Raw genomic sequence first — 23,092 nt, forward strand, 5'->3', positions numbered from 1 at the left:
ATGACAATTATTAGATAATTATTAAAAAACAGTCTATATCGAGAATTTATTCCATTTGGTATTTATCTGATACAGGATTCATATCAACATCTTCTGTATTCTCTTGACGGTACCAAGCAAAAAAGATTTTTGCTAAAACCACTCCAAAAACAATTTCTTGAATGATTTTCATGATAACTCCACCTGTTTTTTGATCATCTACAATAGGCATGAAGTTAAACAATTCTGGACCAGAAATATTCAAATTAGACAATGTACTTGTGGGTACACATAGTTCCATTGCTTGTAACCAAAACATTGAATTAGAATATGTTTCATAAATAGGATGATTTGCAAAAATAATCAAACCACATGCAGGAGTTAATAATATTCCATTTGCAAAAATATATCCGATTCTTTTTATACCATAAAACCCTTGATATTCTTCTAAACTATTAATAATTGGCCACCACATTAAAATAGCTGTTACAAAAAGAATAATCGTACAAATAGAATGCAGCATCATATTAGTTTTTACGACATCAAAAATGTACGGAATATGATAAAAAGAGAACAATGCGTTAAAAACAAGAAGAGCAATTAAAGGCTTTGTAAAAAAGTGAAAAAGCGGCCGAATCACTTTAATAGATAAAAATCTTCTCCATAACCAATTTGGTATAGCATTAATTAAAATAGGCGGTAATACTAAATATAAACAAGCCATTTGTGTCATATGTACACTAAACATAATATGCCCTAATAAATCAAGAGGAGAGCCTTTTATTGTATATAAAATAAGCAATGAGAGAACAAATAAAATAGCTTGTTTTGGCTTTAAAGGTTCACTATTTTTTGATATGATAGTGCGATATTTTACAGTTATTAAAAAGTAGACTAACCCTATCAAAAGTAATAAAACAAAAAACCACGGACTCCACAGAGCCTCAAATCCGAAAATACTTAATGACATTTCCTCAAACACCTCTCCCCTCTCTTTTTCCATTATTATACTGTAAAATTTTTCATACCAACAACTATCCTGCCTCCGTACAATAGGACAAAGTTAAACCGTATGCTAAGTCTCCGATACTTTATTTAGCTCAGGTAAGTATCATGTAACTAAATAAAGGCAGCACCTCACCTATTCCTCCAAAAATATGGTAGGTATTAGTAAGATCACTGCCTCTAATTTTCTAACTATTAATGATGATAGATTATACTACCGCTTAAAAATATTAAATCCATACAATAGTAACAAAAGCAATTACAGTTACAATCCCAACTGTTAAACCTGAATATAGAAATAAAGCAGGTACACCGTGGCCTTTATGACTCATATGCATGAAATAATATAATTGAAAAATCACTTGAACTACTGCAAGTAGTAAAATGACCGGTATTGTATACCACTCTGAGAAACCATCATATCCCACAGCAATAAAGGCAACGAGTGTTAAAAATATCATTAATGCAAATGAGATGATTTGATACTTCATATCCTCTGCATTTTTTTTACGGCGATATTTTATATCTACTTGCGGAGTAGTTAACTGATCATGATTATGCCCCATCAATTATCCCACCATTCCCATTAAGTAAACTACAGTAAAGATAAATACCCATACAACATCAATAAAATGCCAATACAAACTAGCTACATAAAATTTTGGTGCATTATATAGATTTAAACCACGCTTCGCATTTCTTAACATTAAAGTGGTAATCCATAATAATCCGAACGCCACGTGGGCTCCATGAAAACCAACTAACGTGTAAAATGCAGAACCGAATGCACTGCTCGTAAATGTATGATGATATTCATGAACATAATGTTGGAACTCATAAATCTCTAATAGCAAGAATCCTAATCCTAATAAAACTGTTACCAATAACCATGCTTGCATCGCCTTGAAATTATAATTTTTCATATGATACATCGCATATACGCTTGTTAACGAGCTTGTTAAAAGTAACATAGTTGCAACAAATACTAATTTCATGTCAAAGATGTCTTTCGCTAAAGCATGATCCCCACTAGGAACAGAATCTTTTAGCGCCAAATATGTGGCAAATAACGTAGCAAAAAGAACAGTTTCTCCACCTAGGAATAGCCAAAAACCAATAAATTTATTTTTTCCTTCTAAGGTTGCTTTCTCAGGAGAAGAAGGCCATGTCGCTTCAGTATATTTTTCTTCTGCGTGCATTATGCTTTCCCTCCTTTATCGACATCTTCATCATCCATTAATTCTTCTTTGTGAATATGATAACCTAAATCATCTTTAACTGAACGCACGAACATGGAAAGAAGTGTAATTAACAAACCAATAATAAGAACTGGCAACGCCCAAGGTTCACCATCTTTATGGAACATAGCTCCAAATGCTGCCACAAACAATCCGAATGATATCATGACTGGTGTGAATGATGAATTTGGCATATGTATATCACCAAGTGGCTCTGCAGGAGTCATTTCTTTTCTACCTTCCATTTTTTCTAACCAATAAGCATCCAGACCACGAACAAGTGGAAGCTGCTTAAAATTATAGTATGGTGGCGGTGATGCAACAGCCCATTCTAATGTACGACCGTCACCCCACGGATCATTTCCAACTTTTTCATTCTTAATTGATGTTATTACTATGTTAATTAATAGGATTATAGTAGCAATTGCCATCAAAAAGGCACCTATAGAGCTAATGAGGTTGGCAGTTTCCCATCCTTGACCTGGAAGGAACGTGAATACACGACGTGGCATTCCCCATAAACCCAAGAAATGTTGAATAAAGAATGTTAAATGGAAGCCAATAAGGAATAACCAAAACGTATATTTACCTAATTTTTCACTAAGCATTGTACCGAACATTTTCGGCCAATAAAAATGTGTACCAGCTAATAAAGCTAAAACGACTCCCCCCACTATTACATAATGGAAGTGAGCAACAACAAAGTAACTGTCGTGATATTGATAATCCGCAGCTGCAGCGGCATTCATAATTCCAGTGACACCACCCATAACAAAGGATGGGATAAATGAAACTGCATATAACATAGGTACAGTAAATTTAATACTGCCTCCCCACATTGTAAATAACCAGTTGAAAATTTTAATACCTGTTGGAACAGCAATCGCCATAGTTGCTACTGCGAAAATCGCATTAGCTACTGGACCTAAACCTGTTGTAAACATATGGTGAGCCCAAACCATGAAGCCTAAGAAACCGATTAATACTGTTGCAAATACCATTGAGGAATAACCGAAAAGACGTTTTCTTGAGAAGGTTGCAAATATTTCCGAGAAAATACCGAACGCTGGAAGGATTAAAATGTAAACTTCAGGGTGTCCAAAAATCCAGAAAAGATGCTCCCAGATGATCGTATTACCACCCATATCAATATTAAAAAATTGTGCTCCAAACATTCTATCGAATATCATTAAAAATAAACCAACAGTTAATGGAGGAAATGCGAATAAAATAAGTGCTGATACTACAAATGTAGACCATGTAAATAGAGGCATTCTCATGTATGTCATACCAGGTGCTCGCATATTTATAATGGTAGCTAAGAAGTTAATTCCTCCTATCAGTGTTCCCGCACCAGAGATTTGGAGACCTAGTGCATAAAAATCAATTCCATGTCCAGGTGAGGCTAATGATAGTGACGCATATGACGTCCATCCTGCATTTGGAACCTCTCCTATAAACCAAGATAAATTTAGAAACAATCCACCAAAGAAAAAGAGCCAAAATCCTAAAGAATTTAAAAATGGAAATGCTACGTCACGCGCACCAATTTGAAGTGGCATTACGGCATTCATAAAAGCAAAAACTAACGGCATAGCTGCTAAGAAAATCATCGTTGTTCCATGCATCGTCAATATTTCATTATATAAGCCAGCACTTAAAAAATCATTATCCGGTTTAATAAGCTGTATTCGAATGAACATAGCTTCTAGTCCACCAATAATAAAGAATATACCGCCGGCAATCAAATAAAGAATGGCGATTTTTTTATGGTCCACTGTTGTCAAGTAGTCCCAAATCGTAGCACCAATCCCTTTTTTTTGAGCTAACGTACTCACGTTTTTACCTCCCTTGTTCTACTCTCCCCAATTAATCTTCAACTTTTAACTGCATTAAATATGCCGCCAAAGCATCTAATTCTTGTTCTGACAATTTACCGTAGCTCGGCATTTTGTTAGATGGTTTGACTTTTTGGGTATCAGTTAACCACTCTTTAATGTTTTCTTCGTTATGATCTAAAATTCCAGCTACTTTCTCTCGATCTCCAAAGTTTGCTAAGTTTGGAGCAGTTCGACCTACAGCTGGACGCTTATCATTTCCAGAAATCGCATGACAGGCGATACAGTTATTTTCTTGGAAAACTTTTTCACCTTGTTTAGCTAAAGTGCCTTCAACAACAGGTTTTTCCTTTGTTTTCTGCATTTTACCAATCCATGATTCGAAATCATCCTTTGAAAGCGTTTTAACTTTAAAATCCATTAAAGCATGAGAGTCTCCACATAATTCAGCACATTTTCCATAAAAAAGGTTCGATGCCTCATCAGCTTTTTTACTATTAAACTCTAAATAAAAGCGGTTGTTACTCTCTACATTTGTGTCTAGTTTACCACCAACAGCAGGAACCCAGAATGAGTGCTTTACATCTGAAGCAGACAAATTAAAATACACTTTTTCGTCTGTCGGAACAACTAAATCTTGACTCGTAATAACACCATAGTCTGGATATTCAAACTCCCACCAATATAAATTGGCTCGAACATTTACAACTAAAGCATCTTTTGTTTTTCCATCTTTCGTTTTGTTTTCCATTGGAGAAACATCTGCTAACTTAAATGTTTGAGCTACTGTTGGTACAGCTAAAATTAATAGGAGAACAATAGGGATCGTCGTCCAAATAATTTCTAGCTTATGATTGCCTTCAATTTGCTTAGGAATTTTTTTGTCATTTCCCTTACGTCTAAATCGAAATACAACATATAAGAAAATAAAAGTTACAACTAGAATGACTAGTACCATAATAACAGTACTTAATATCATTAAGTCGTATTGAGTTTGTGCTACTTCACCAGCTGGCTTTAAAGTAGACAAATTTGCTTTTCCACATCCAGCTAATAGGAAGGTTAAAAGCAAAAAGATGCCTAAAAAGCGCCATTTTTGTAGCCTTTTTTTCATACCAATGAAACCCCTCTTTCGTAAAAAATTCTTACTATCCCTTTTGTGTTTCACTTGTTGAAAAATCTTTCTATGCTGAATTTGAAATTGTAGGTAAGGAATAAATTCCTTACCTTTATATCAAGGTTACAATAACCATTGAAACGAATAGAATTGTTAGGTAGTTTAACGAATAAATAAACATTCCTTTAGCCCACTTAATATCGTCTTTCATTTTAAAACCATATAAACCTAGCGCTAACCAACCGACATTTAAAACGACTGTTAAAATGACTAGTGGCATTCCAAGTGGAGTTAACAAGAATGGTATTACCATTAAAGCAGCAACCCAAAGATTAATCGAAATCTTAGTTCGCTTAAATCCTTTCACAACTGGTAACATTGGAATTCCTGCTGCTCTGTACTCTTCACATCTTCTCATGGCTAAAGCATAAAAATGAGGTGGTTGCCAAATGAACATGATGATATATAGTGTCCATGCCATTAGTCCAACATGGGAATCCACTGCTGCCCACCCGATTAACGGAGGCATTGCTCCTGAAAAACATCCAATAATTGTATTAGAAACTAATTTTCTTTTTGAATACGTGTACAAAATGACATATGCAAATACCCCTATTAATCCAAATACTGCAGCTACCCATGTTGTAAAGGCAAGTAAGATTGTTCCCACAGTAACGAGACCAAGACCCAAAAGTAGAACTCTAATTGAATTTACTTTTCCAGTTACTGTTGGTCTTGCTTTTGTACGTTCCATTAAATGATCTATATCTCGATCAATATAGTTATTTAATGTTCCCGCCCCCCCAATAATTAAAGCAGATCCAATTAAGGTTAAAAGCACAATGTCTAAATTATTCAAAAAACTTAACCCAGAAAAATGAAGTGCCAACCACAAACCTGTGAAAGTTGTAATTAAATTTGACTTGATAATTCCTATTTTAATAATGGCTAAAAAGTCATTCCAGGCAGTAGTCTCTGGTATATCATCTTTAAGGCTTGGTTTTTGATCTGTAAGTGCGTTTTGCTCCAAGACCTTTGAGTTTGACATAAAAATTTCCCCCTCTTAAAAAAATCACAAAATATAAAAAAGTCATTCTCTTTTACTATAAATCATTATTCCATACTTTTCTATATTTGTAATGATAGGCGCTCATCCAAAGTATACCAACTAGGGTAATTAACCATCATCCAGGTTTGTTTTATGACCTAAATTTATCTTTAAATGTAAAATATTACTATTCACATTCTATTAAAACATATTTTCTGTGTTTTTTGTGAATTTTTTTTGTATAATTTCTGAATAATTTGTGTCTGCTGGTATTTTTACAATCAATCGTCATTTTTCATTAGAATAACGCACATTCCTTTTTCTCTTTTCAACTTTCCTTTTTTCTGAGCGAGCATAAAAAACAGCTCACATTTCTACTATTTCTACAGTACTAAACCAAAATATCTATTTTTCTAATATCGAAATCTTTAACTCACCAACGATATTATATTAAATATTTTTCCAATAATTCCATAAAATATAAAATTGTATTTGAAACAGCTTCCTATTTTATTTATGATAGTAATGAAGGAATAAGATGGAATTTTTATACTAATAACATTTATTATTCCTTTTTTAGATCATTCATTAATATTTTCTAAAAATTAAGAAGGTGAAATTTCTGTGCATCAAGGATTAAAATGGTTTGCAGTCTTTACTACAATTGGAATGCTATTTATATTAATCGGTGGAGCTTTAGTTACTAAAACAGATTCTGGAATGGGTTGTGGAAACTCCTGGCCTCTTTGTGAAGGAGAAATTATCCCTTCTGAGATAACTCCCGAGTTGATCATCGAATTATCTCACAGAATCGTTTCAGCAACCGTAGGAATAATGGTCTTAGTTTTATCATATTGGAGTTGGAAAAGCATTGGACATATTCGAGAAACGAAATTTCTTTCCATACTCTCTTTTTCATTTTTAGTTATCCAAGGCTTAATAGGTGCTGCGGCTGTTAAATGGGGCCAATCTGATTTTGTTTTAGCCTTACATTTTGGTATCTCTCTAATTTCATTTGCAGCGGTGCTTCTTTTAACACTATTAATTTTCGAAGTTGATAAAAAATTCGAAGCAGAAAAGCTAGTGATTGATCAAAGAATGACCTTTCATACTGTCGGATTAATTTTATATGTATATTTTGTTGTTTACTCTGGGGCCCTTGTAAGGCATACAAAAGCAAGCTTGGTTTGTCCTGATTGGCCACTTTGTAGAAATAATGAATTCTTTTTACCTAATAACCTTTATGAATGGGTGCAAATGGGCCATAGAGCTTTAGCAGGACTCGCATTTATTTGGATTGCCTATACAACATACATAGCTGTAAAGCATTATAGCCATCAGAAAGTTGTTTATTATGGCTGGTTGGTAGCTTTTTTTCTTGTTACACTCCAAGTGATTTCCGGCGGTATGATCATAATAACGAGATTAAATCTTTTCGTAGCATTAGCTCATGCATTATTTGTGTCCTGCTTGTTCGGAGTATTAAGTTACTTATTACTATTAGCTAGTCGAAGTAAACGAAACGCCTTTTATGTTAATACGCCTCCTACAAATACCAAACAGCTTTAAATAAATCATATTGTTTCACGAAAATATTATAAAAAGCGGCCATAAATATGTAAAGATTACATATTTATAGCCGCTTTTCTATTACTCTATGAGCAGAGGATGTCTAAACAGAAAAAATGTGATTGACATCTTTGTTCATGTTTTGCGTTTTCATGCTCTTTCTTATCTCTGGTCAAATAGTAAAATAAAGTGATGCACAGGACAAAGAAGATAACATCAGCTTTTTTAGAAAGTAAGTATCTACTTATACAAAACAAATCCCTAAAAAACGTTGATACTATAAAGTTTAAGGGCCTCTGAAAAGTGATATTAACTCACTCTTCAGATAGCCCCTTAAATTAGTATTCTATTATTTTTCCATTTCAATTAGTAAATCACCAGTTAAGATAGATTCACCATTTGCTACAAAAATATCTTTAATAATTCCAGTATAAGGAGCTTGAACGGTTGTTTCCATTTTCATTGCTTCTGTAATGATCAAATGGTCACCTTTCTTTACTTTTTCCCCTTTTTCAACTAGAACTTTAATGACTGTACCTGGCATAGTCGCACCAATGTGATTAGTATTGGATGTATCTGCTTTTGCTTTTGTAGCAACTGTTGATGTAATGCTTTCATCCTTTATGTTTACTTCACGCTGTTGACCGTTTAGTTCAAAAACAACTGTTCTTGTACCATCAGGATGTGCATGTCCAATCGAAACAAGTTTAACAATTAATGTTTTTCCTCTTTCTATTTCTACTTCAATAGACTCTCCTCTACGCATTCCGTACAAGAAAGTAGGAGTATCAAGTGTACATACATTACCAAATCGTTCAACTGTTTTCACATATTCTAAGAATACTTTAGGATAGAGCGCATATGCAATGACATCTAAACGAGTAACAGGTTGTTTCACTTCATTTACTAATTCTTCTTCTAATTTTTCAAAATCAACAGCAGGTAATAATTCACCTGGTCTAACTGTGATTGCTTCTTTTCCTTTAAGAATAACTTGTTGTAGCTCTTTAGGGAAACCTCCAGGAGTCTGACCAAGCATACCTTCAAATAGCTCTACAACTGAGTCAGGGAAATCTAATGTTTCTCCTTTTGTTAACACTAATTCTTCGTCTAAATTATTTTGAACCATGAATAGAGCCATGTCACCGACAACTTTTGATGATGGTGTTACCTTAACAATATCACCAAACATCAAGTTAACTCTTCTGTACATATCTTTTACTTCATCCCAGCGTTCGCCAAGACCAACAGCTTTTGCTTGTTGTTGAAGATTACTATATTGGCCACCAGGCATCTCATGTTTGTACACTTCTGTATGTGGAGATTTCATCCCAGCTTCAAACTCTTGATAATACTTACGAACATCCTCCCAATAGTAAGAAAGCTGTTCTAAAGCATTTATGTCAAGCTTAGGTTTACGATCTTCACCTTCAAGTGCATAGTATAGAGAGTTCATACTTGGCTGTGAAGTCATTCCAGCTACAGCACTTAAAGCTGTATCAACAATATCAACACCCGCTTCAATTGCTTTACTATACATTAAGATACCATTTCCACTTGTATCATGTGAATGCAAATGAATAGGTATATCAACCGTACTTTTCAGTTCTGAAATTAGTCTATAGGCTGCATTAGGTTTTAGTAATCCCGCCATATCTTTAATAGCTAGAATATGTGCACCTTGATTTTCTAATTCTCTTGCTAAATCTTTATAATAATCCAAAGTAAACTTCGTTCTTGTCGGATCATCAATATCGCCTGTATAACAAATAGCTGCTTCAGCGATTTTACCTGTTTGTCTTACAGCGTCAATTGTTACTTCCATACCTTTAATCCAGTTCAAGCTATCGAAAATTCGGAAGACATCTATTCCCTCTTGAGCAGATAACTCAACAAATTCTCTTAATACGTTATCAGGGTAGTTTTTATATCCTACTGCATTTGAACCACGAATTAACATTTGTAATAAAATATTCGGCATTTTTTCACGTAATTCTTTCAATCTAGCCCAAGGATCTTCTTTTAAGAATCGATACGCAACATCAAATGTAGCTCCGCCCCACATTTCAGAAGAAAATAGGTTTGGAAGCAACTTAGCTGTTGGTTCCGCAATATGAGCCAAATCTGCTGTTCTAACACGAGTAGCCAATAAAGATTGGTGAGCATCTCGGAACGTTGTATCGGTAATTAATACTTCTTTTTGCTCTTTAATCCATTTAACTAGTCCATCAGCACCTTGATTCTCTAATATTTGCTTTGTACCAGATGGGAACTCACTATCTGATGGAAGAATAATGCTACGTGGTTTATCAAATACTGGTTTTTTCATTTTCTCGATTCCAGGGAAGCCATTAACTGTTACATTCCCAATGTAAGACAGCATTTTTGTTCCTCTGTCCTTTTGAGTTGGAAAAATAAACAATTCTGGACTTTGATCAATAAATGAAGTATCTACTTTCCCTGTAACAAATTTCTCATGTTTAATAACATTTTCTAAAAAAGGAATATTTGTCTTAATTCCACGAATACGAAACTCTTTTAAGTTTCGGCTCATTTTATGACAAGCTTGTTCAAAAGTTAGCGCCCAAGTAGATACCTTTACTAATAAAGAATCATAATAAGGAGTAATGACAGAACCTTGGAATGCATTCCCCGCATCAAGTCGAACACCAAAGCCACTCGCAGAGCGATAAGCCATGATTCTACCTGTATCAGGCATAAAATTATTCAAAGGATCTTCTGTTGTAATACGTGATTGAATAGCAAAACCAAATAGAGGTATGTCTTGTTGTTGAGGAATACCAACCTTTTGACTATGTAAGCTATACTCTTCAGCGATTAAAATTTGAGACTGTACAATATCTATTCCTGTAATCATTTCTGTTACAGTGTGTTCAACCTGTACTCGAGGATTTACTTCTATAAAATAAAAACGATCTCCTGCTACAAGAAATTCAACTGTACCTGCATTGACATAGCTCACGTTTTTCATTAATTTAACTGCAGCGTTACAAATTTCATGTCTTAACTCTTCAGTTAAAGAAACAGAAGGTGCAATTTCTACAACTTTTTGATGACGTCTTTGTACTGAGCAATCTCTTTCATATAAATGGACGATATTACCTTGTTTATCTCCAAGAATTTGAACTTCTATATGTTTAGGATTTTGGACGAATTTCTCTACATACACTTCATCATTTCCAAATGCCGCTTTTGCTTCAGACTTCGCACGATCATAAGATTCTTTTACTTCTTCTTTATTATGAACGATACGCATACCACGTCCACCGCCGCCTAAAGAAGCTTTAATAATGATTGGATAACCATGTTCCAATCCAAATGCTTCAACTTCTTCTAGACTTGATACAGGACCATCACTACCTGGAATAACCGGTATGCCAGCTAGCTCAGCTTGCGTACGTGCTTTTACTTTGTCACCAAACATATCTAAATGTTTAGACTCTGGTCCAATAAAGATAATTCCTTCTTCTTCACATCTTCTTGCAAACTGAATATTTTCCGATAGAAAACCATAGCCAGGATGAATAGCGTCTACATCGGCATTTTTTGCAATTTCAATTATGCCTTCAATATCTAAATAAGCATCAATAGGTTTCTTTCCCTCTCCTACTAGATACGCTTCATCAGCTTTAAATCGGTGATAAGAACCGGAATCTTCCTTCGAATAAATAGCGACAGTTCGAATGTCTAATTCTGTACAAGCTCTAAAAATTCGAATCGCAATTTCACCACGATTGGCAGCAAGTACTTTTTTAATACGTTTTTCCAATCTCAACACCCACTTTTTCATAATAAATATTTTTGCTATAGAAGTTCTAAGATAGAATTTCTAATTGTACCTATTTTAAAGAGAAGTATTTTCTCTGAAAACTAGCATTTTCTTGTGGAATAATGGCTTCTTTTTTCAATTTATACGTGTTTTCATATCTTGTGAACATTGAAACATTCACTAAAACACCCATAGAAATAGCTAATAGTAGAATTGAAGACCCACCATAGCTCACAAATGGCAATGGAACACCTGTAATAGGGATAATTCCTGTTAATCCGCCTAGATTTATAAAAGATTGTATACCAATCATACTAGAAATACCAATAACAAGTAAACTTCCAAAAGCATCCCTACATTTGGCAGCAATACGATACCCTTTCAATACTATGAAACTTAATGAAAAGATAACAAAGAGAACTCCTTTAGCCCCTAGCTCTTCCGAAACGATAGCCATAATAAAGTCGGTATGAGGTTCTGGCAAGTATCCATATTTTTGAATACTATTACCTAGACCACTTCCACTTAATCCTCCAGAGCCAATAGCTATATAGGAATTTACTAATTGGTAGCCTTCTTTTTCTTCATATTTAAAAGGATCAATATAACTGTATATTCGTCCCATTCTTTGATCTGTAAAAATCTTGTCTTTTTTAAATAATAGAATAGGAGTAACAATTAATGCAATAACTAATAATATACTTACTAGTTTCATAATACTTTTAAAGCTCATTCCTGAAGAAATAATAATCGTTGCACCAATCATAAAAATAATCAACGCTGTACCAAAGTCAGGTTGAAAAAAGACCAACCCGCAAATAAAAACCAAAAAAATGATTGGTGGTAAAACCCCTGCATTGAAATCATTTATGTAACTTTGCTTTTTTGAATAAATTGCTGAAAGATAAATAATCATGCCTAACTTGATAAATTCAGATGGCTGAAATTTAGCTCCACCAATAACTAACCAACTTTGGGCATTATTCGCTTCATGGCCAACAATATCTATTAGAAATAGAACTGCGATTGATCCAAAAAAGATTGTCATAAGAACATACTTATGTTTATACAGTTTATACGGCAATATCGCGAATATCGCAAATAAAACAAACCCTAATATTAGATGGGTCTTCTGCTTTTCATAAAAAAAATCAGGAGCAACCTCAAACTTTTGAGGTCCTACTACAATACTAGCACTATAAATCATGACTAGACCAAATAGACTCAACAAAATAATGATAGCTATTAAGCTAAAGTCATAAGATTTCACAATTTTTTTAAACATATTTAATCGTCCTTATCTATTAATGATAACAAATAAAGCGAAAAAACTAAATAAAGTATAACACATTAAACTAAATATTATACAACATTTATTTATTCATTTATTTATTACCACCTTAATTGAATTCATAATAGTAACTGATACAACCGAAATAATCGTATCTTTCAAAAAAACTATTAATTATATCTTTCACATTAAAATAAATTCTCTTCTATGTATACATTTAATTCGAGCTGTTTGATAATTTTTCATATGTAAATTTTTATCATCTATCCTAAAACTGTTCAAAAAAACTCAAACAACGTATAAAATTGTTTGAGTTTCTTTGAAATATTATTTTTTCATGGAAGCTTCGTGTAAAGCCGATAACTCCCTCTCAAGTTTCTCAAGAAGTGCCTTACCTGCATGCTCTTCCACTAATCCTAATCGAACAGCAAAATCAATTTCTCGTGAAAGACCATACATTTGGGTATCTAAAACTTCTTCATAAAGTGGACATTGAGGCATTGTAAGATTATCCATCTGTACTTTAATCAACTTCAATATTTTATCTGCATCAGCTTGCAATAAAGCAAATGCTCTTTCGCGATGATCAATAAGTGTTTCTGACGTCATTCAAAAATCCCCCGTTTCAGAGCGATTAACTAACTAATCTATCTATAAATTCTAACCTTTCTATCATAAAAATGCAAGGAAATAAAGATACGCAGGAAAAAATATACTGCATTACATTTCTCATAGCTTTCTTTCTTCTATATACTTAAATTGAACATATAAAAGAAAATGAGGGATAGTCATGGAAAATATCGTACCAATTAAGGGTAATGTAAAATATTCAATCACATTAGATCCAGGTGTATGGATTTTAGATGATCGAAAAATAAAATTAAATGACTTTTTCGAAGGTGATTTATTAGAGAATGACCATATCGAAGAATATACCAAAGCTGTTTCTAAGCATTGGGATAAAGAAATAATCGAAGGTAACGAGGCACCACCCAAAAATCCACCAAAGAAGAAATTTATACGTGAGGAAATGAGAACCGAAACATACGCTATCCACTTTCATCACTTTTTAAAAAATAGTGAACCAAATGAAACAGCAACTGAAGTCATTGTCCAAACTACTAATGAAGAAATAGCTTTTCCAATAAAAGATGCTATGAATTTTGTTTTATGCTTTTCAAATCAAGGAAAAGCTTTAAAAGAAGATGGACCCATTCACGTATATTACGGTAAAAACCAGAAGCAAAAAATCACTCACGTTCAAGCCTTTTTAGTTAAGTAATATGATTAGGGTGTCTAAACAAGGAATGATAAGACACCCTAGTTTTCAATCTACTTTTCCTTCCTATATTTGCTTATCAATAATATAATTCACTACTTCATAATATTCATTCACAAAATATGAGCTGCCAGCTGAGCAAGCATCGATCTTTCTCCCTTGATCAACTTAATATGTCCACTTATACTTTGATCTTTAAATTTTTCCACGACATAAGTAAGTCCGTTATTATACTCATCTAAATAAGGATGATCAATTTGTTCTGGGTCGCCCATTAGAACTATTTTACTTCTTTCTCCCATCCTTGTTAGAATTGTTTTCACTTCATGTTTCGTTAAATTCTGTGCTTCATCAATAATCATAAATTGTTCTGGAATACTTCTACCTCGAATATAGGTTAATGCCTCCACTTCAATTGAATGAATTCCTGAAAGTATCGCGTCTAGTTCCCCCGGTTTCTTCGTATTAAACAAATACTCTAAATTATCATAAATAGGCTGCATCCACGGTCTTAGTTTTTCTTCTTTTTCTCCTGGAAGATATCCAAGGTCTTTCCCTACAGGTACGATTGGTCGTGCTACTAGTAATTTTTGATATCGTCCTAAATCTTCTGTTTGCATTAATGAAGTAGCTAAAGCTAATAGAGTTTTTCCTGTACCAGCCTTTCCAATCATCGTCACTAAAGGTATATCATCACGAAGTAATAATTCCATAGCCATCGTTTGCTGTACATTACGTGCTTTAATTCCCCAAACTCGCTCCTGATCAAAAACAAGTCGTTTTACTTTTTTTCCTTCTTGATCCACAATTCCTAACGCTGATGCACTTCCTCCTAAGGAATCTTTCATAAGTAAAAATTGATTGGGATAACAAGGATGATTCACAATATCTGCTAATAATAACTCTCCTTTTTCATAATATTTGGTTATCGCTTCTTTAGAAATATATATTTCTAAGTAGCCACTATAAATATGATCCATTTCTACTACACGATCATTTAAGAAATCCTCTGCTATTAACCCAAGTGCATCAGCCTTTACTCTTACTAACGTATCCTTACTGACTAGGATTACTTTTTTACCACCAGTTTCTTTTGATTGTTCTTCCAATAATATATTTTTCGCAACAGCTAAAATTCTATTATCATTCGTTTTCTCAACAAATATTTCTTGTAATTGTAAAAAAGATTTATGATTTAATTCAATTCGTAATGTTCCTCCATTGTATAGTTTAATTTTTTCATGTAGTTTTCCGGATTGACGTAAATTGTCAATAATCTTTGATACTTGCCTTGCATTCCTCCCGACTTCATCTAAATTCCGTTTTTTTGAATCCACTTCCTCCAACACCACGGCTGGTATTACCACCTCATTCTCTTCAAACGAAAAAATCGAAAAAGGATCCTGCAATAAGACGTTCGTATCTAACACATATATTTTGTTCAATATAATGCCTCCTGCCGGAAAATAGTCAAATGATACCACTTAAATTACTTACTAATTTTTGTAGTAACATTATATGAATGCCATATAAGTATTGCTAAAAATATATGTCCAAAAGAATAAACTTAGAATGAGTTCAGCAAAATAAGAGTGAGTAAAAAAACTTTTTAAAGGGGTGAGCGATGTATGCCAAAATTTAGATTAATGTTTCTTACGTTGCTTCTGATTGCTGGCGGATGTCAAATGCATGATAAGAACACAGACAATAACACGGATAATAACGCCAATAACCAGAATAATCAGGTTGAAAACAGATCAAATAACAACTTAACGACAGAAGAAGGCAAAAAAGCGGCAACTAGATTAGAACAGCTTGCAAAAGAAGTTCCAAATGTAAAAAATGCTCAAGCTGTTGTTTTAGGAAATTATGCTATCGTTGCAATAGATGTGGATGAAAATCTTGACCGAACTCAGATTGGATCCATCAAATATACAGTATCAGAAAGCTTCCAAAACGAGCCTTACGGTAAAAATGCTTTAATTGTTGCTGATCCAGATGTTAAAGCACGACTAAGAGACGTGGCTAATGATATTCAAGCTGGCAAGCCTATATCTGGAATCTTGAACGAATTATCTGAGATTGCCTCAAGAATTATTCCATCAGTTCCCGATTCCGATAAAACCAATCAAAATCCACCGTCAAATCAAGAAGAAAAGAATATAGAACAAAAACAGCAAAATCAAACAAACAAAAATACACAATAAGAAAACTTCAGGCAGTATACAAACTCCAAAAGCTTTGAGTTTGTATACTGCCTTTTCCACGTTAAGACGATTTTCCGTAGGTATGGCCATTTTACGATAATTTCAGGTTCCAGATGTCCACTTTTTCCCGTAAAAGTTACCGCTTTCAGCAACCAACTGAATATGCAAACGAAATCCTACTATTTGTTTAAAATGACGATCCATGGCCGTGAAATGAATGAGCTTTTCATTATTTAGTAAGATTCGACTTCTAAACATTCTGTTATTTTTAATTATTAACAACAGATAAAAATGACAAAAGGTATGGAAAGGAAATCCTCTCCATACCTTTTGTCAACAATTCAGAAGCTTAGTCGAGAAGACTAAACTTTTCTCATAGCTTCTAACACTTTTTCATCTAATATATCAGCCGCTTGGTTATCATATGTTTTCTCAATTTGAGGTTCAACACTTATCTTGGAACCATAAAACATAACATCCCTCACTTCATTAATACGCATTTCAATTAATGTTAAATCAAGAGAGATATCTTCCAGCTTCTCAGTAATAATATGTGCTTCTCCACTAATTGCATAGGTTGATTCATTGGTAATTAACGTTATAACAACATGGTTAACTTGACGGATATTTTCTACCAATTTTGAACGACTTGTAAGAGAAAATAACAAGGTTGACGGATCTTTTGCGATTGCCCAGGATATTGCATTCACATTCGGTGCGCCTGTATTAGGATCTATGGTCGTTAATAATAAATATCGTTCCTTTTGCAACGCTTCAAACAGAGGTTGTATTAATTTTTTCTCGACAATATTTGCCATTAGACATTATCCTTTCTGAACAATAGATCTTATAATGTAAGTATATGCAAATAAAAGACTACTTTCAAATATTACTTCTACTTTAAACATGGTATACTTAATTTTAGAAAATAAGCTAGAGGTGCATTATGAAAGTTAAATGTGTAATTTGTGAAAGTATAGAAATACTACACGATGATTCTCCAACTGCTAAAAAATTAAGAAATCGTCCTATACATACGTTCATGTGTCAAAAATGCCATGACAGAATTGAAGCTCGTACAAACGAAAGATTAGCGACAGGTAACTTTAAATTTTTAAAACCCGAAAATAAAGAAAAAGATTGGTAATTCAAAACGACAATTAGTAATATAATTTCCTTTCAAACATAAAGAGAGTACCTATTTTTTCACAGGTACTCTCTTTTACCTACAATATTTTAACCACTCTCAAATATGATTAAGCTGAGTTAAATGCTCGCTTTCTGCGTGGCAAATGACCTGCCTCCTCGGCCGCCCATAGACCATGTGAGATCAGCTATCCCTCTGTGCCAGGTCAGGAGTCTCGAACCTTATACTCCAATCGACCTTTCTGTTCTCATTTCTCTCTAAAAAAACAACCTTTAGTTATAATTTTTATATCTTTCTGGATGTTCATTAATGCTATCTAGCATACAGTTAATTAGTTCTTCAGGGTATCGATACGAAGATTCTTGTCCTTCTTTCTCATATGTAACGAGATACAATTCATCTTTTTTCTCAATAGAAGTAATCGTAGCATGATGATCTTTCTCTACAATAGCTCGAAACATTTCTTCCGTTTCCATTGCTGCTGTATCATTTGGCCTTGCTTCACTAACAATTTTGATGGATAACCAATTATAAATTGCATCTTGAAGTGACTTCAAAGCTTAATCCTCCTTAAATAATGGATATGAGAACAACAAATCTTCTTTTATCAACTCGTCGTTTTTTCAGCTTTTCTATGCAAGTGTAGACGAAATCGATAAATCGCTAAAAATAAAGCCGTAATACATAAACCTTCAGCCATAGGAAGAAATGCAGCAAAAAAAGTTAATATTGTACATCCTAAAGCAAGGCAGACATAAATAACAATATTTTTTAGTAACGAGAGCTTCTTTGCAAAGCCTAGCTTATAAACAACAGCCGATAAAACAAAAACAACAAAATACAAATATAGCATACCGGATTCAGGATTCTTATCCACTTCAAATAATGAGGCAAAAAATGACAAACGTTCTGAAACATCTACACCCATCCCCTAATCCCCCTATTTTTCTATAATTAGTAATCTTTTCTAATTATACACTATATTTCTAAAATTAAAATTTAATAAAAAAACTATGCATGTTAACGTACATGCATAGTTCGAAAAATCTATTTAATTTGTTTCAGCGTATTTTTTCTTTTTAGCTACTCTTTCACGTTCGCCTTTATCAAGAATCTTCTTACGAAGACGAATACTTTCCGGAGTTACTTCACAATACTCGTCATCGTTCAAGTATTCTAATGATTCTTCAAGAGACATGATACGAGCCTTCTTCATTGTTGTTGTTTGGTCTTTATTAGCCGAACGCATGTTAGTCATTTGTTTTGCTTTAACTATGTTTACAGTTAGGTCATTTTCACGGTTGTGTTCTCCAACAATCATACCTTCATAAACTTCAGTACCAGGCTCAACAAAAATCACACCACGATCTTCTACACCCATAATACCATATTGTGTGGCTTTACCGTTTTCCATCGATACAAGAACACCTTGACGACGTCCACCTACTTGACCAGAAGCCATTGGTTGATAGCTATCAAACGTGTGGTTCAAGATACCAAATCCACGAGTTAACGTTAAGAATTCAGTTGAATAACCGATTAATCCACGAGCAGGTACTAAGAAGACTAGGCGAACTTGTCCGTTTCCGTTATTCACCATGTCTAACATTTCACCTTTACGTGCTCCAAGGGATTCCATAATCGCACCTGTGTGCTCTTCTGGTACATCGATTTGTACACGCTCTACAGGCTCACAACGTACACCATCAATTTCACGTACAATTACTTCTGGTTTAGAAACTTGAAGTTCAAAGCCTTCACGTCTCATGTTCTCAATTAAAATTGATAAGTGAAGCTCACCACGACCTGAGATAATCCATGCATCCGGAGAATCTGTAGGGTCAACACGAAGACTTACGTCTGTTTGTAATTGTAATTGAAGACGCTCTTCAATTTTACGAGCTGTTACCCATTTACCCTCACGACCTGCAAATGGTGAATTATTTACTAAGAATGTCATTTGTAGTGTTGGCTCATCAATACGAAGTACTGGTAGTGCTTCTTGATGTTCAGCAGGACAAACTGTTTCACCAACGTTGATGTCTTCCATTCCAGATACAGCTACTAAATCACCTGCGTACGCTTCATTGATTTCAACACGTTTTAAACCTGAGAAACCAAAAATTTTCGTTACACGGAATTGTTTAACTGTACCGTCAAGTTTCATCAATGCAACTTGTTGTCCTACTTTCATTGTTCCACGGAATACACGCCCAATTCCGATTCGTCCTACGTAATCATTGTAATCTAGTAAGGCAATTTGGAATTGAAGCGGTTCTTCACGGTTGTCAATTGGTGCAGGAATGTTTTCAACGATTGATTCGAACAATGATTCCATGTTCTCTTCTTGATCAGCTGGATTAGGGCTTAAAGATGCTGTCCCATTAATACCTGAAGCATAAACAACTGGGAATTCTAATTGATCTTCTGAAGCGTCAAGCTCAATGAATAAGTCGATTACTTCATCAACTACTTCTTCTGGTCTTGCTGCATCACGGTCAATTTTATTTACAACTACGATTGGAGTAATTTTTTGTTCTAAAGCTTTTTTTAATACGAAGCGAGTTTGAGGCATACAACCTTCATAAGCATCAACAACTAGTACTACACCATCAACCATTTTCATAATACGTTCTACTTCTCCACCAAAGTCAGCATGGCCAGGTGTATCAAGAATATTGATCTTAGTACCTTTATATTGAACAGCTGTATTTTTAGCTAAAATGGTAATTCCACGTTCTCTTTCGATATCATTTGAATCCATTGCTCTTTCTTCCACGTGCTCATTCTCACGGAAAGTTCCTGACTGTTTTAATAATTGGTCTACTAACGTTGTTTTCCCATGGTCAACGTGGGCTATTATCGCTATATTGCGTATATCATTACGAAGTTCCAAGCAGTTTCACTCCTACTAATTTAAGATTAACTTATATATTATATCACACTGATAGTGGAAAAAAGCAAATATTTTCTGTACAATATGAATGAAAGAGGTGAAATGATGAAACAGAAGCTATTTTTCTTATTACTTTCTTTATTAGCCTCAGCTAGTATGGCAGGAATCGGGATAAGTATAGCTTACCGTAATATTTTCGGTATTATACTTTGCATTCTAGCTTTATGTGGAGTTATGGGGTTTGGCTTTTCAATGAAAAAGAAATTACGTTTAGCAGGTAAATTGTAAGATTATTCAAAAAATCCATGATTCTAAATAAAGAATCATGGATTTTTTACCGAATTGAACATTTTCAAAATTTGATTATGAAGACCAGGTCTAGCCACAAGTAACGAAGACCCAGAAAGCATATCCAACCTATTACCTTGCATATCAGTCACAATTCCTCCTACCTCTTCAATCAGAATAGCTCCCCCTCCATAATCCCAAGGAGCCAATCTTTTCGAAAGGTATGCATCTATCCTACCTGTTGCCACACTTGCTAATTCCAAAGCTGCAGAACCAAATGAACGTGTACCTCGTACTGATTTAATTAAAGAGACAGCTGCCTCACTTTGAATATTATTTTTTGGAAGAAGCCAGGAAGCGTTTATTGCTATTACACTTTCTTCCATACTAACCTCTTCAAGCTTTGGCAATAACACGCCATTCAAATATGCCCCTTCACCCTTTTGAGCATAATACAACTCATTATGTACAACATCGTAAATATAACCTAGTATTCCTTTACCATCCTGATATACACCAATAGAAATCGCAAAATTTCTTTGTTGATGGATAAAATTCATTGTTCCATCTATAGGATCAATAATCCATACAATTCCATCTAATTTTTCCAAATGATGTCCAGTTTCTTCCTCACCTAAAATTTTATGAGTAGGGAACACTTCATTTATTTTATGTTTGAAAAATTTCTCAATTTCTTTATCCATATTCGTAACAAGATCTGTTCTACTCGATTTAGTTTGTATGAATAATTCTGTATGAAATGAAGCTTTTATTCTCTCACCAGCTTCATTTATCCATTTTTTAGCGCAAGTATCTATTTCTCTCCAATTGGTACCCAATTCTAGACACCTCCTTTACAGACCATTTCTTTCATTATATGTAAAACTTTCGAATATACAAAGCATGATTGCTTGCAATAAAAAACGAGCTTTAAAAATAAATTCATCAGCTCGCTCTTTAAAGCGTGGAATATTGGTGTTTTGCCATTAGTATGAACAGAATCCCTTCACATAATTTTCATTATTATAATTCAGATAATTTTATTAACTCTCTTCTTATTTTTTCTATTTTTTTCTTACACATTTCCTTCTTTTCTTCATCTTTCTCATTAATAGCTTCATGAAGTGTTGCTAATTCATAATCCAATTCTAATCTTAAAACATTAATGCGATTTTTCGCAGATTGTTGTTCTATTAACTTAGAATTCACGATTTGTTTCATATATGCACACACCCTTTTTAATTTAAACATTTAATCTAATTTTTATTATTTTATGTTGCTCCTTCTTATGTGTAACCATAATTTTTCCTTATCGCAATTTGTTACCAGAAAACTATACTAATATGTTAAACTAGAGCTATTAATTTGATAGGAGGACCATTATGACCTTTCAAGGATTTACACAAGAAGATTTCAACGTTTTTACAATAGATGGATTAGAACCAAGAATGGAAGCTCTCCAAAAACATATACGTCCTAAATTAGAAAGCCTAGGCCAGTTTTTCTCACAAGATTTATCTGTGCTATCAGGAGAGGAAATATTCCCCCATGTAGCCAAACACGCAAGAAGAACGGTTCATCCTCCCAAAGATACATGGGTGGCTTTCGCTGCGAATAAAAGAGGCTATAAAATGATGCCCCATTTTCAAATTGGGCTTTGGGAAACGCATGTATTCATTTGGTATGCCGTAATTTATGAAGCAGCATCTAAAGTAGAAGTAGGCAAACGACTACAAAAAAACGTCGATTTTATAAAAAAGAATATCCCTTCTGACTTTGTATGGTCAGTTGATCATATGAAACCAGATAGTACCCCTCACAATAATCTCTCTAAAGGAGATTTAGAAAACATGTTTGTTCGTCTACAAACAGTCAAAAAAGCAGAACTTCTATGTGGTATACAAATCCCACAAGAACAAGCCATACAGATGTCTGGTGAAGACTTTTTGAATATATGTCACGAAACTTATGTTAAATTATTACCCCTATACAAAATGGATTAAACATAATTTGGAATTTCAAAAAAAGAGGCTGCCTGAAATGTGATTTCAAGCAACCTCTACTCTTAAAATGGACTATTAGTTTAAATAATAATAAACTTTTTTGTTACAATCTTATTTTTTCTCCAGAAGCAGCTCCTTTTGCTAATTGAACCGCTCTATATAAAGAATAACCACTTACTTCATTGAATTCTTTATCAAGCTTTTTTTCAGAAGCAATACTAGGAACTATTTCCTTAAATCGACGATATTTTGACATAAAGTCGTCTCGATCCACACCCTTTTCATATGTAGCCTCAACTACTTCAAAAAACGCAATTACATCTACTATTTCTTTCGTACTCCAATCAATATCAATTGGGTATTGATAATCCATATTCATCACTCTTTCAGTATTAAT

Annotated in this window: 23 protein-coding genes; 6 read left to right on the forward strand and 17 right to left on the reverse strand. The window is 33.8% G+C overall.

The annotated features are described in order from the left end of the window. Positions 1 to 46: 46 nt before the first annotated feature. The 6 genes from ctaG to cyoE all read right to left on the reverse strand — a co-directional run bounded on the left by ctaG (position 47) and on the right by cyoE (position 6,225). Positions 47 to 949 (reverse strand): cytochrome c oxidase assembly factor CtaG, encoded by a 903-nt coding sequence (ctaG, locus tag BN349_RS11370; protein ID WP_026089282.1) that lies wholly within the window; start codon positions 947 to 949, stop codon positions 47 to 49. Positions 950 to 1,214: 265 nt separating this feature from the next. Then, positions 1,215 to 1,550 carry a cytochrome c oxidase subunit IVB gene (gene ctaF / locus BN349_RS11375; RefSeq protein ID WP_019242439.1) on the reverse strand — a complete coding sequence of 112 codons (336 nt, stop codon included), beginning with the start codon at positions 1,548 to 1,550 and terminating at the stop codon, positions 1,215 to 1,217. Between the two features lie 3 nt (positions 1,551 to 1,553). Beyond that, entirely contained in the window at positions 1,554 to 2,183 is a 630-nt protein-coding gene (locus tag BN349_RS11380; RefSeq protein ID WP_019242440.1) for a cytochrome c oxidase subunit 3, read from the reverse strand. Continuing rightward, positions 2,183 to 4,060: a cytochrome c oxidase subunit I gene (gene ctaD, locus BN349_RS11385; protein WP_019242441.1), complete on the reverse strand. Its 1,878-nt coding sequence runs from the start codon at positions 4,058 to 4,060 to the stop codon at positions 2,183 to 2,185. The genes BN349_RS11380 and ctaD overlap by 1 nt, the downstream gene beginning before the upstream one ends. Before the next feature lie 31 nt (positions 4,061 to 4,091). Further along, positions 4,092 to 5,174 (reverse strand): cytochrome c oxidase subunit II, encoded by a 1,083-nt coding sequence (gene coxB, locus BN349_RS11390; protein ID WP_019242442.1) that lies wholly within the window; start codon positions 5,172 to 5,174, stop codon positions 4,092 to 4,094. Positions 5,175 to 5,289: 115 nt separating this feature from the next. Continuing rightward, positions 5,290 to 6,225, reverse strand: a complete 936-nt coding sequence (gene cyoE / locus BN349_RS11395; RefSeq protein WP_019242443.1) for a heme o synthase — start codon at positions 6,223 to 6,225, stop codon at positions 5,290 to 5,292. 624 nt (positions 6,226 to 6,849) lie between these two features. Here cyoE and BN349_RS11400 point away from each other — a divergent pair. Continuing rightward, complete coding sequence (locus BN349_RS11400; protein WP_019242444.1) at positions 6,850 to 7,794, forward strand: COX15/CtaA family protein; 945 nt, start codon at positions 6,850 to 6,852, stop codon at positions 7,792 to 7,794. A gap of 349 nt (positions 7,795 to 8,143) precedes the next feature. Here the strand turns inward: BN349_RS11400 and pyc are convergent, their stop codons facing one another. From pyc to BN349_RS11415, 3 genes are all read right to left on the reverse strand, one after another. Then, positions 8,144 to 11,605, reverse strand: coding sequence for a pyruvate carboxylase (gene pyc / locus BN349_RS11405; protein ID WP_034294143.1), 3,462 nt, complete (start codon positions 11,603 to 11,605; stop codon positions 8,144 to 8,146). Between the two features lie 49 nt (positions 11,606 to 11,654). Further along, a complete protein-coding gene (locus BN349_RS11410) occupies positions 11,655 to 12,869 on the reverse strand; it encodes an FtsW/RodA/SpoVE family cell cycle protein (RefSeq protein WP_019242446.1) in 1,215 nt (404 codons plus the stop codon). A 333-nt stretch (positions 12,870 to 13,202) separates the two neighbouring features. After that, positions 13,203 to 13,484: a YlaN family protein gene (locus BN349_RS11415; protein ID WP_019242447.1), complete on the reverse strand. Its 282-nt coding sequence runs from the start codon at positions 13,482 to 13,484 to the stop codon at positions 13,203 to 13,205. 181 nt (positions 13,485 to 13,665) lie between these two features. Between BN349_RS11415 and BN349_RS11420 the strand changes: the two genes are divergently transcribed. Then, a complete protein-coding gene (locus BN349_RS11420; RefSeq protein ID WP_019242448.1) occupies positions 13,666 to 14,157 on the forward strand; it encodes a hypothetical protein in 492 nt (163 codons plus the stop codon). 110 nt (positions 14,158 to 14,267) lie between these two features. Here the strand turns inward: BN349_RS11420 and BN349_RS11425 are convergent, their stop codons facing one another. Beyond that, on the reverse strand, positions 14,268 to 15,599 hold the full coding sequence (locus tag BN349_RS11425) for a PhoH family protein (RefSeq protein WP_019242449.1): 1,332 nt from the start codon (positions 15,597 to 15,599) through the stop codon (positions 14,268 to 14,270). Between the two features lie 183 nt (positions 15,600 to 15,782). Between BN349_RS11425 and BN349_RS11430 the strand changes: the two genes are divergently transcribed. Further along, a complete protein-coding gene (locus tag BN349_RS11430) occupies positions 15,783 to 16,361 on the forward strand; it encodes a YhcN/YlaJ family sporulation lipoprotein (protein ID WP_019242450.1) in 579 nt (192 codons plus the stop codon). Positions 16,362 to 16,723: 362 nt separating this feature from the next. On the opposite strand, the gene BN349_RS11435 is transcribed toward BN349_RS11430, so the two are convergent. Beyond that, positions 16,724 to 17,179, reverse strand: a complete 456-nt coding sequence (locus BN349_RS11435) for a pyridoxamine 5'-phosphate oxidase family protein (RefSeq protein ID WP_019242451.1) — start codon at positions 17,177 to 17,179, stop codon at positions 16,724 to 16,726. 128 nt (positions 17,180 to 17,307) lie between these two features. On the opposite strand from BN349_RS11435, the gene BN349_RS11440 reads away from it, so the two are divergent. Beyond that, complete coding sequence (locus tag BN349_RS11440) at positions 17,308 to 17,508, forward strand: YlaI family protein (protein ID WP_019242452.1); 201 nt, start codon at positions 17,308 to 17,310, stop codon at positions 17,506 to 17,508. Positions 17,509 to 17,780: 272 nt separating this feature from the next. On the opposite strand, the gene BN349_RS11445 is transcribed toward BN349_RS11440, so the two are convergent. The 3 genes from BN349_RS11445 to typA all read right to left on the reverse strand — a co-directional run bounded on the left by BN349_RS11445 (position 17,781) and on the right by typA (position 20,404). Beyond that, complete coding sequence (locus BN349_RS11445; protein ID WP_019242453.1) at positions 17,781 to 18,065, reverse strand: hypothetical protein; 285 nt, start codon at positions 18,063 to 18,065, stop codon at positions 17,781 to 17,783. A 50-nt stretch (positions 18,066 to 18,115) separates the two neighbouring features. Beyond that, positions 18,116 to 18,436 carry a YlaH-like family protein gene (locus BN349_RS11450; protein ID WP_019242454.1) on the reverse strand — a complete coding sequence of 107 codons (321 nt, stop codon included), beginning with the start codon at positions 18,434 to 18,436 and terminating at the stop codon, positions 18,116 to 18,118. 123 nt (positions 18,437 to 18,559) lie between these two features. Next, positions 18,560 to 20,404 (reverse strand): translational GTPase TypA, encoded by a 1,845-nt coding sequence (gene typA / locus BN349_RS11455; RefSeq protein ID WP_019242455.1) that lies wholly within the window; start codon positions 20,402 to 20,404, stop codon positions 18,560 to 18,562. A 102-nt stretch (positions 20,405 to 20,506) separates the two neighbouring features. Here typA and BN349_RS11460 point away from each other — a divergent pair, with 102 nt between their 5' ends. Beyond that, positions 20,507 to 20,692 carry a DUF5325 family protein gene (locus BN349_RS11460; protein WP_026089283.1) on the forward strand — a complete coding sequence of 62 codons (186 nt, stop codon included), beginning with the start codon at positions 20,507 to 20,509 and terminating at the stop codon, positions 20,690 to 20,692. Between the two features lie 35 nt (positions 20,693 to 20,727). Here BN349_RS11460 and BN349_RS11465 read toward each other — a convergent pair whose 3' ends face one another. Further along, positions 20,728 to 21,531, reverse strand: coding sequence for an inositol monophosphatase family protein (locus BN349_RS11465; protein WP_019242457.1), 804 nt, complete (start codon positions 21,529 to 21,531; stop codon positions 20,728 to 20,730). Between the two features lie 184 nt (positions 21,532 to 21,715). Beyond that, positions 21,716 to 21,913 (reverse strand): hypothetical protein, encoded by a 198-nt coding sequence (locus BN349_RS11470; RefSeq protein WP_019242458.1) that lies wholly within the window; start codon positions 21,911 to 21,913, stop codon positions 21,716 to 21,718. A 161-nt stretch (positions 21,914 to 22,074) separates the two neighbouring features. Here BN349_RS11470 and BN349_RS11475 point away from each other — a divergent pair, with 161 nt between their 5' ends. Then, positions 22,075 to 22,695, forward strand: coding sequence for a YktB family protein (locus BN349_RS11475; protein WP_019242459.1), 621 nt, complete (start codon positions 22,075 to 22,077; stop codon positions 22,693 to 22,695). Between the two features lie 103 nt (positions 22,696 to 22,798). Here BN349_RS11475 and BN349_RS11480 read toward each other — a convergent pair whose 3' ends face one another. Continuing rightward, positions 22,799 to 23,068 (reverse strand): UPF0223 family protein, encoded by a 270-nt coding sequence (locus BN349_RS11480; protein WP_019242460.1) that lies wholly within the window; start codon positions 23,066 to 23,068, stop codon positions 22,799 to 22,801. Between the last annotated feature and the right edge of the window lie 24 nt (positions 23,069 to 23,092).

It is taken from the genome of Bacillus sp. AP8 (genome assembly GCF_000321185.1).
Classification (GTDB): Bacteria; Bacillota; Bacilli; order Bacillales; family DSM-1321; genus Bacillus_AD; species Bacillus_AD massilioanorexius.

Excerpts from the sequence above, each read along its gene's own strand:
- ctaG (WP_026089282.1), bottom strand. The coding sequence starts at position 949 with ATGTCATTAAGTATTTTCGGATTTGAGGCTCTGTGGAGTCCGTGGTTT.
- ctaF (WP_019242439.1), bottom strand. The coding sequence starts at position 1,550 with ATGGGGCATAATCATGATCAGTTAACTACTCCGCAAGTAGATATAAAA.
- BN349_RS11380 (WP_019242440.1), bottom strand. The coding sequence starts at position 2,183 with ATGCACGCAGAAGAAAAATATACTGAAGCGACATGGCCTTCTTCTCCT.
- coxB (WP_019242442.1), bottom strand. The coding sequence starts at position 5,174 with ATGAAAAAAAGGCTACAAAAATGGCGCTTTTTAGGCATCTTTTTGCTT.
- cyoE (WP_019242443.1), bottom strand. The coding sequence starts at position 6,225 with ATGTCAAACTCAAAGGTCTTGGAGCAAAACGCACTTACAGATCAAAAA.
- pyc (WP_034294143.1), bottom strand. The coding sequence starts at position 11,605 with ATGAAAAAGTGGGTGTTGAGATTGGAAAAACGTATTAAAAAAGTACTT.
- BN349_RS11410 (WP_019242446.1), bottom strand. The coding sequence starts at position 12,869 with ATGTTTAAAAAAATTGTGAAATCTTATGACTTTAGCTTAATAGCTATC.
- BN349_RS11415 (WP_019242447.1), bottom strand. The coding sequence starts at position 13,484 with ATGACGTCAGAAACACTTATTGATCATCGCGAAAGAGCATTTGCTTTA.
- BN349_RS11420 (WP_019242448.1), top strand. The coding sequence starts at position 13,666 with ATGGAAAATATCGTACCAATTAAGGGTAATGTAAAATATTCAATCACA.
- BN349_RS11430 (WP_019242450.1), top strand. The coding sequence starts at position 15,783 with ATGCCAAAATTTAGATTAATGTTTCTTACGTTGCTTCTGATTGCTGGC.
- BN349_RS11435 (WP_019242451.1), bottom strand. The coding sequence starts at position 17,179 with ATGGCAAATATTGTCGAGAAAAAATTAATACAACCTCTGTTTGAAGCG.
- BN349_RS11440 (WP_019242452.1), top strand. The coding sequence starts at position 17,308 with ATGAAAGTTAAATGTGTAATTTGTGAAAGTATAGAAATACTACACGAT.
- BN349_RS11450 (WP_019242454.1), bottom strand. The coding sequence starts at position 18,436 with ATGGGTGTAGATGTTTCAGAACGTTTGTCATTTTTTGCCTCATTATTT.
- BN349_RS11460 (WP_026089283.1), top strand. The coding sequence starts at position 20,507 with ATGATGAAACAGAAGCTATTTTTCTTATTACTTTCTTTATTAGCCTCA.
- BN349_RS11470 (WP_019242458.1), bottom strand. The coding sequence starts at position 21,913 with ATGAAACAAATCGTGAATTCTAAGTTAATAGAACAACAATCTGCGAAA.
- BN349_RS11475 (WP_019242459.1), top strand. The coding sequence starts at position 22,075 with ATGACCTTTCAAGGATTTACACAAGAAGATTTCAACGTTTTTACAATA.
- BN349_RS11480 (WP_019242460.1), bottom strand. The coding sequence starts at position 23,068 with ATGGATTATCAATACCCAATTGATATTGATTGGAGTACGAAAGAAATA.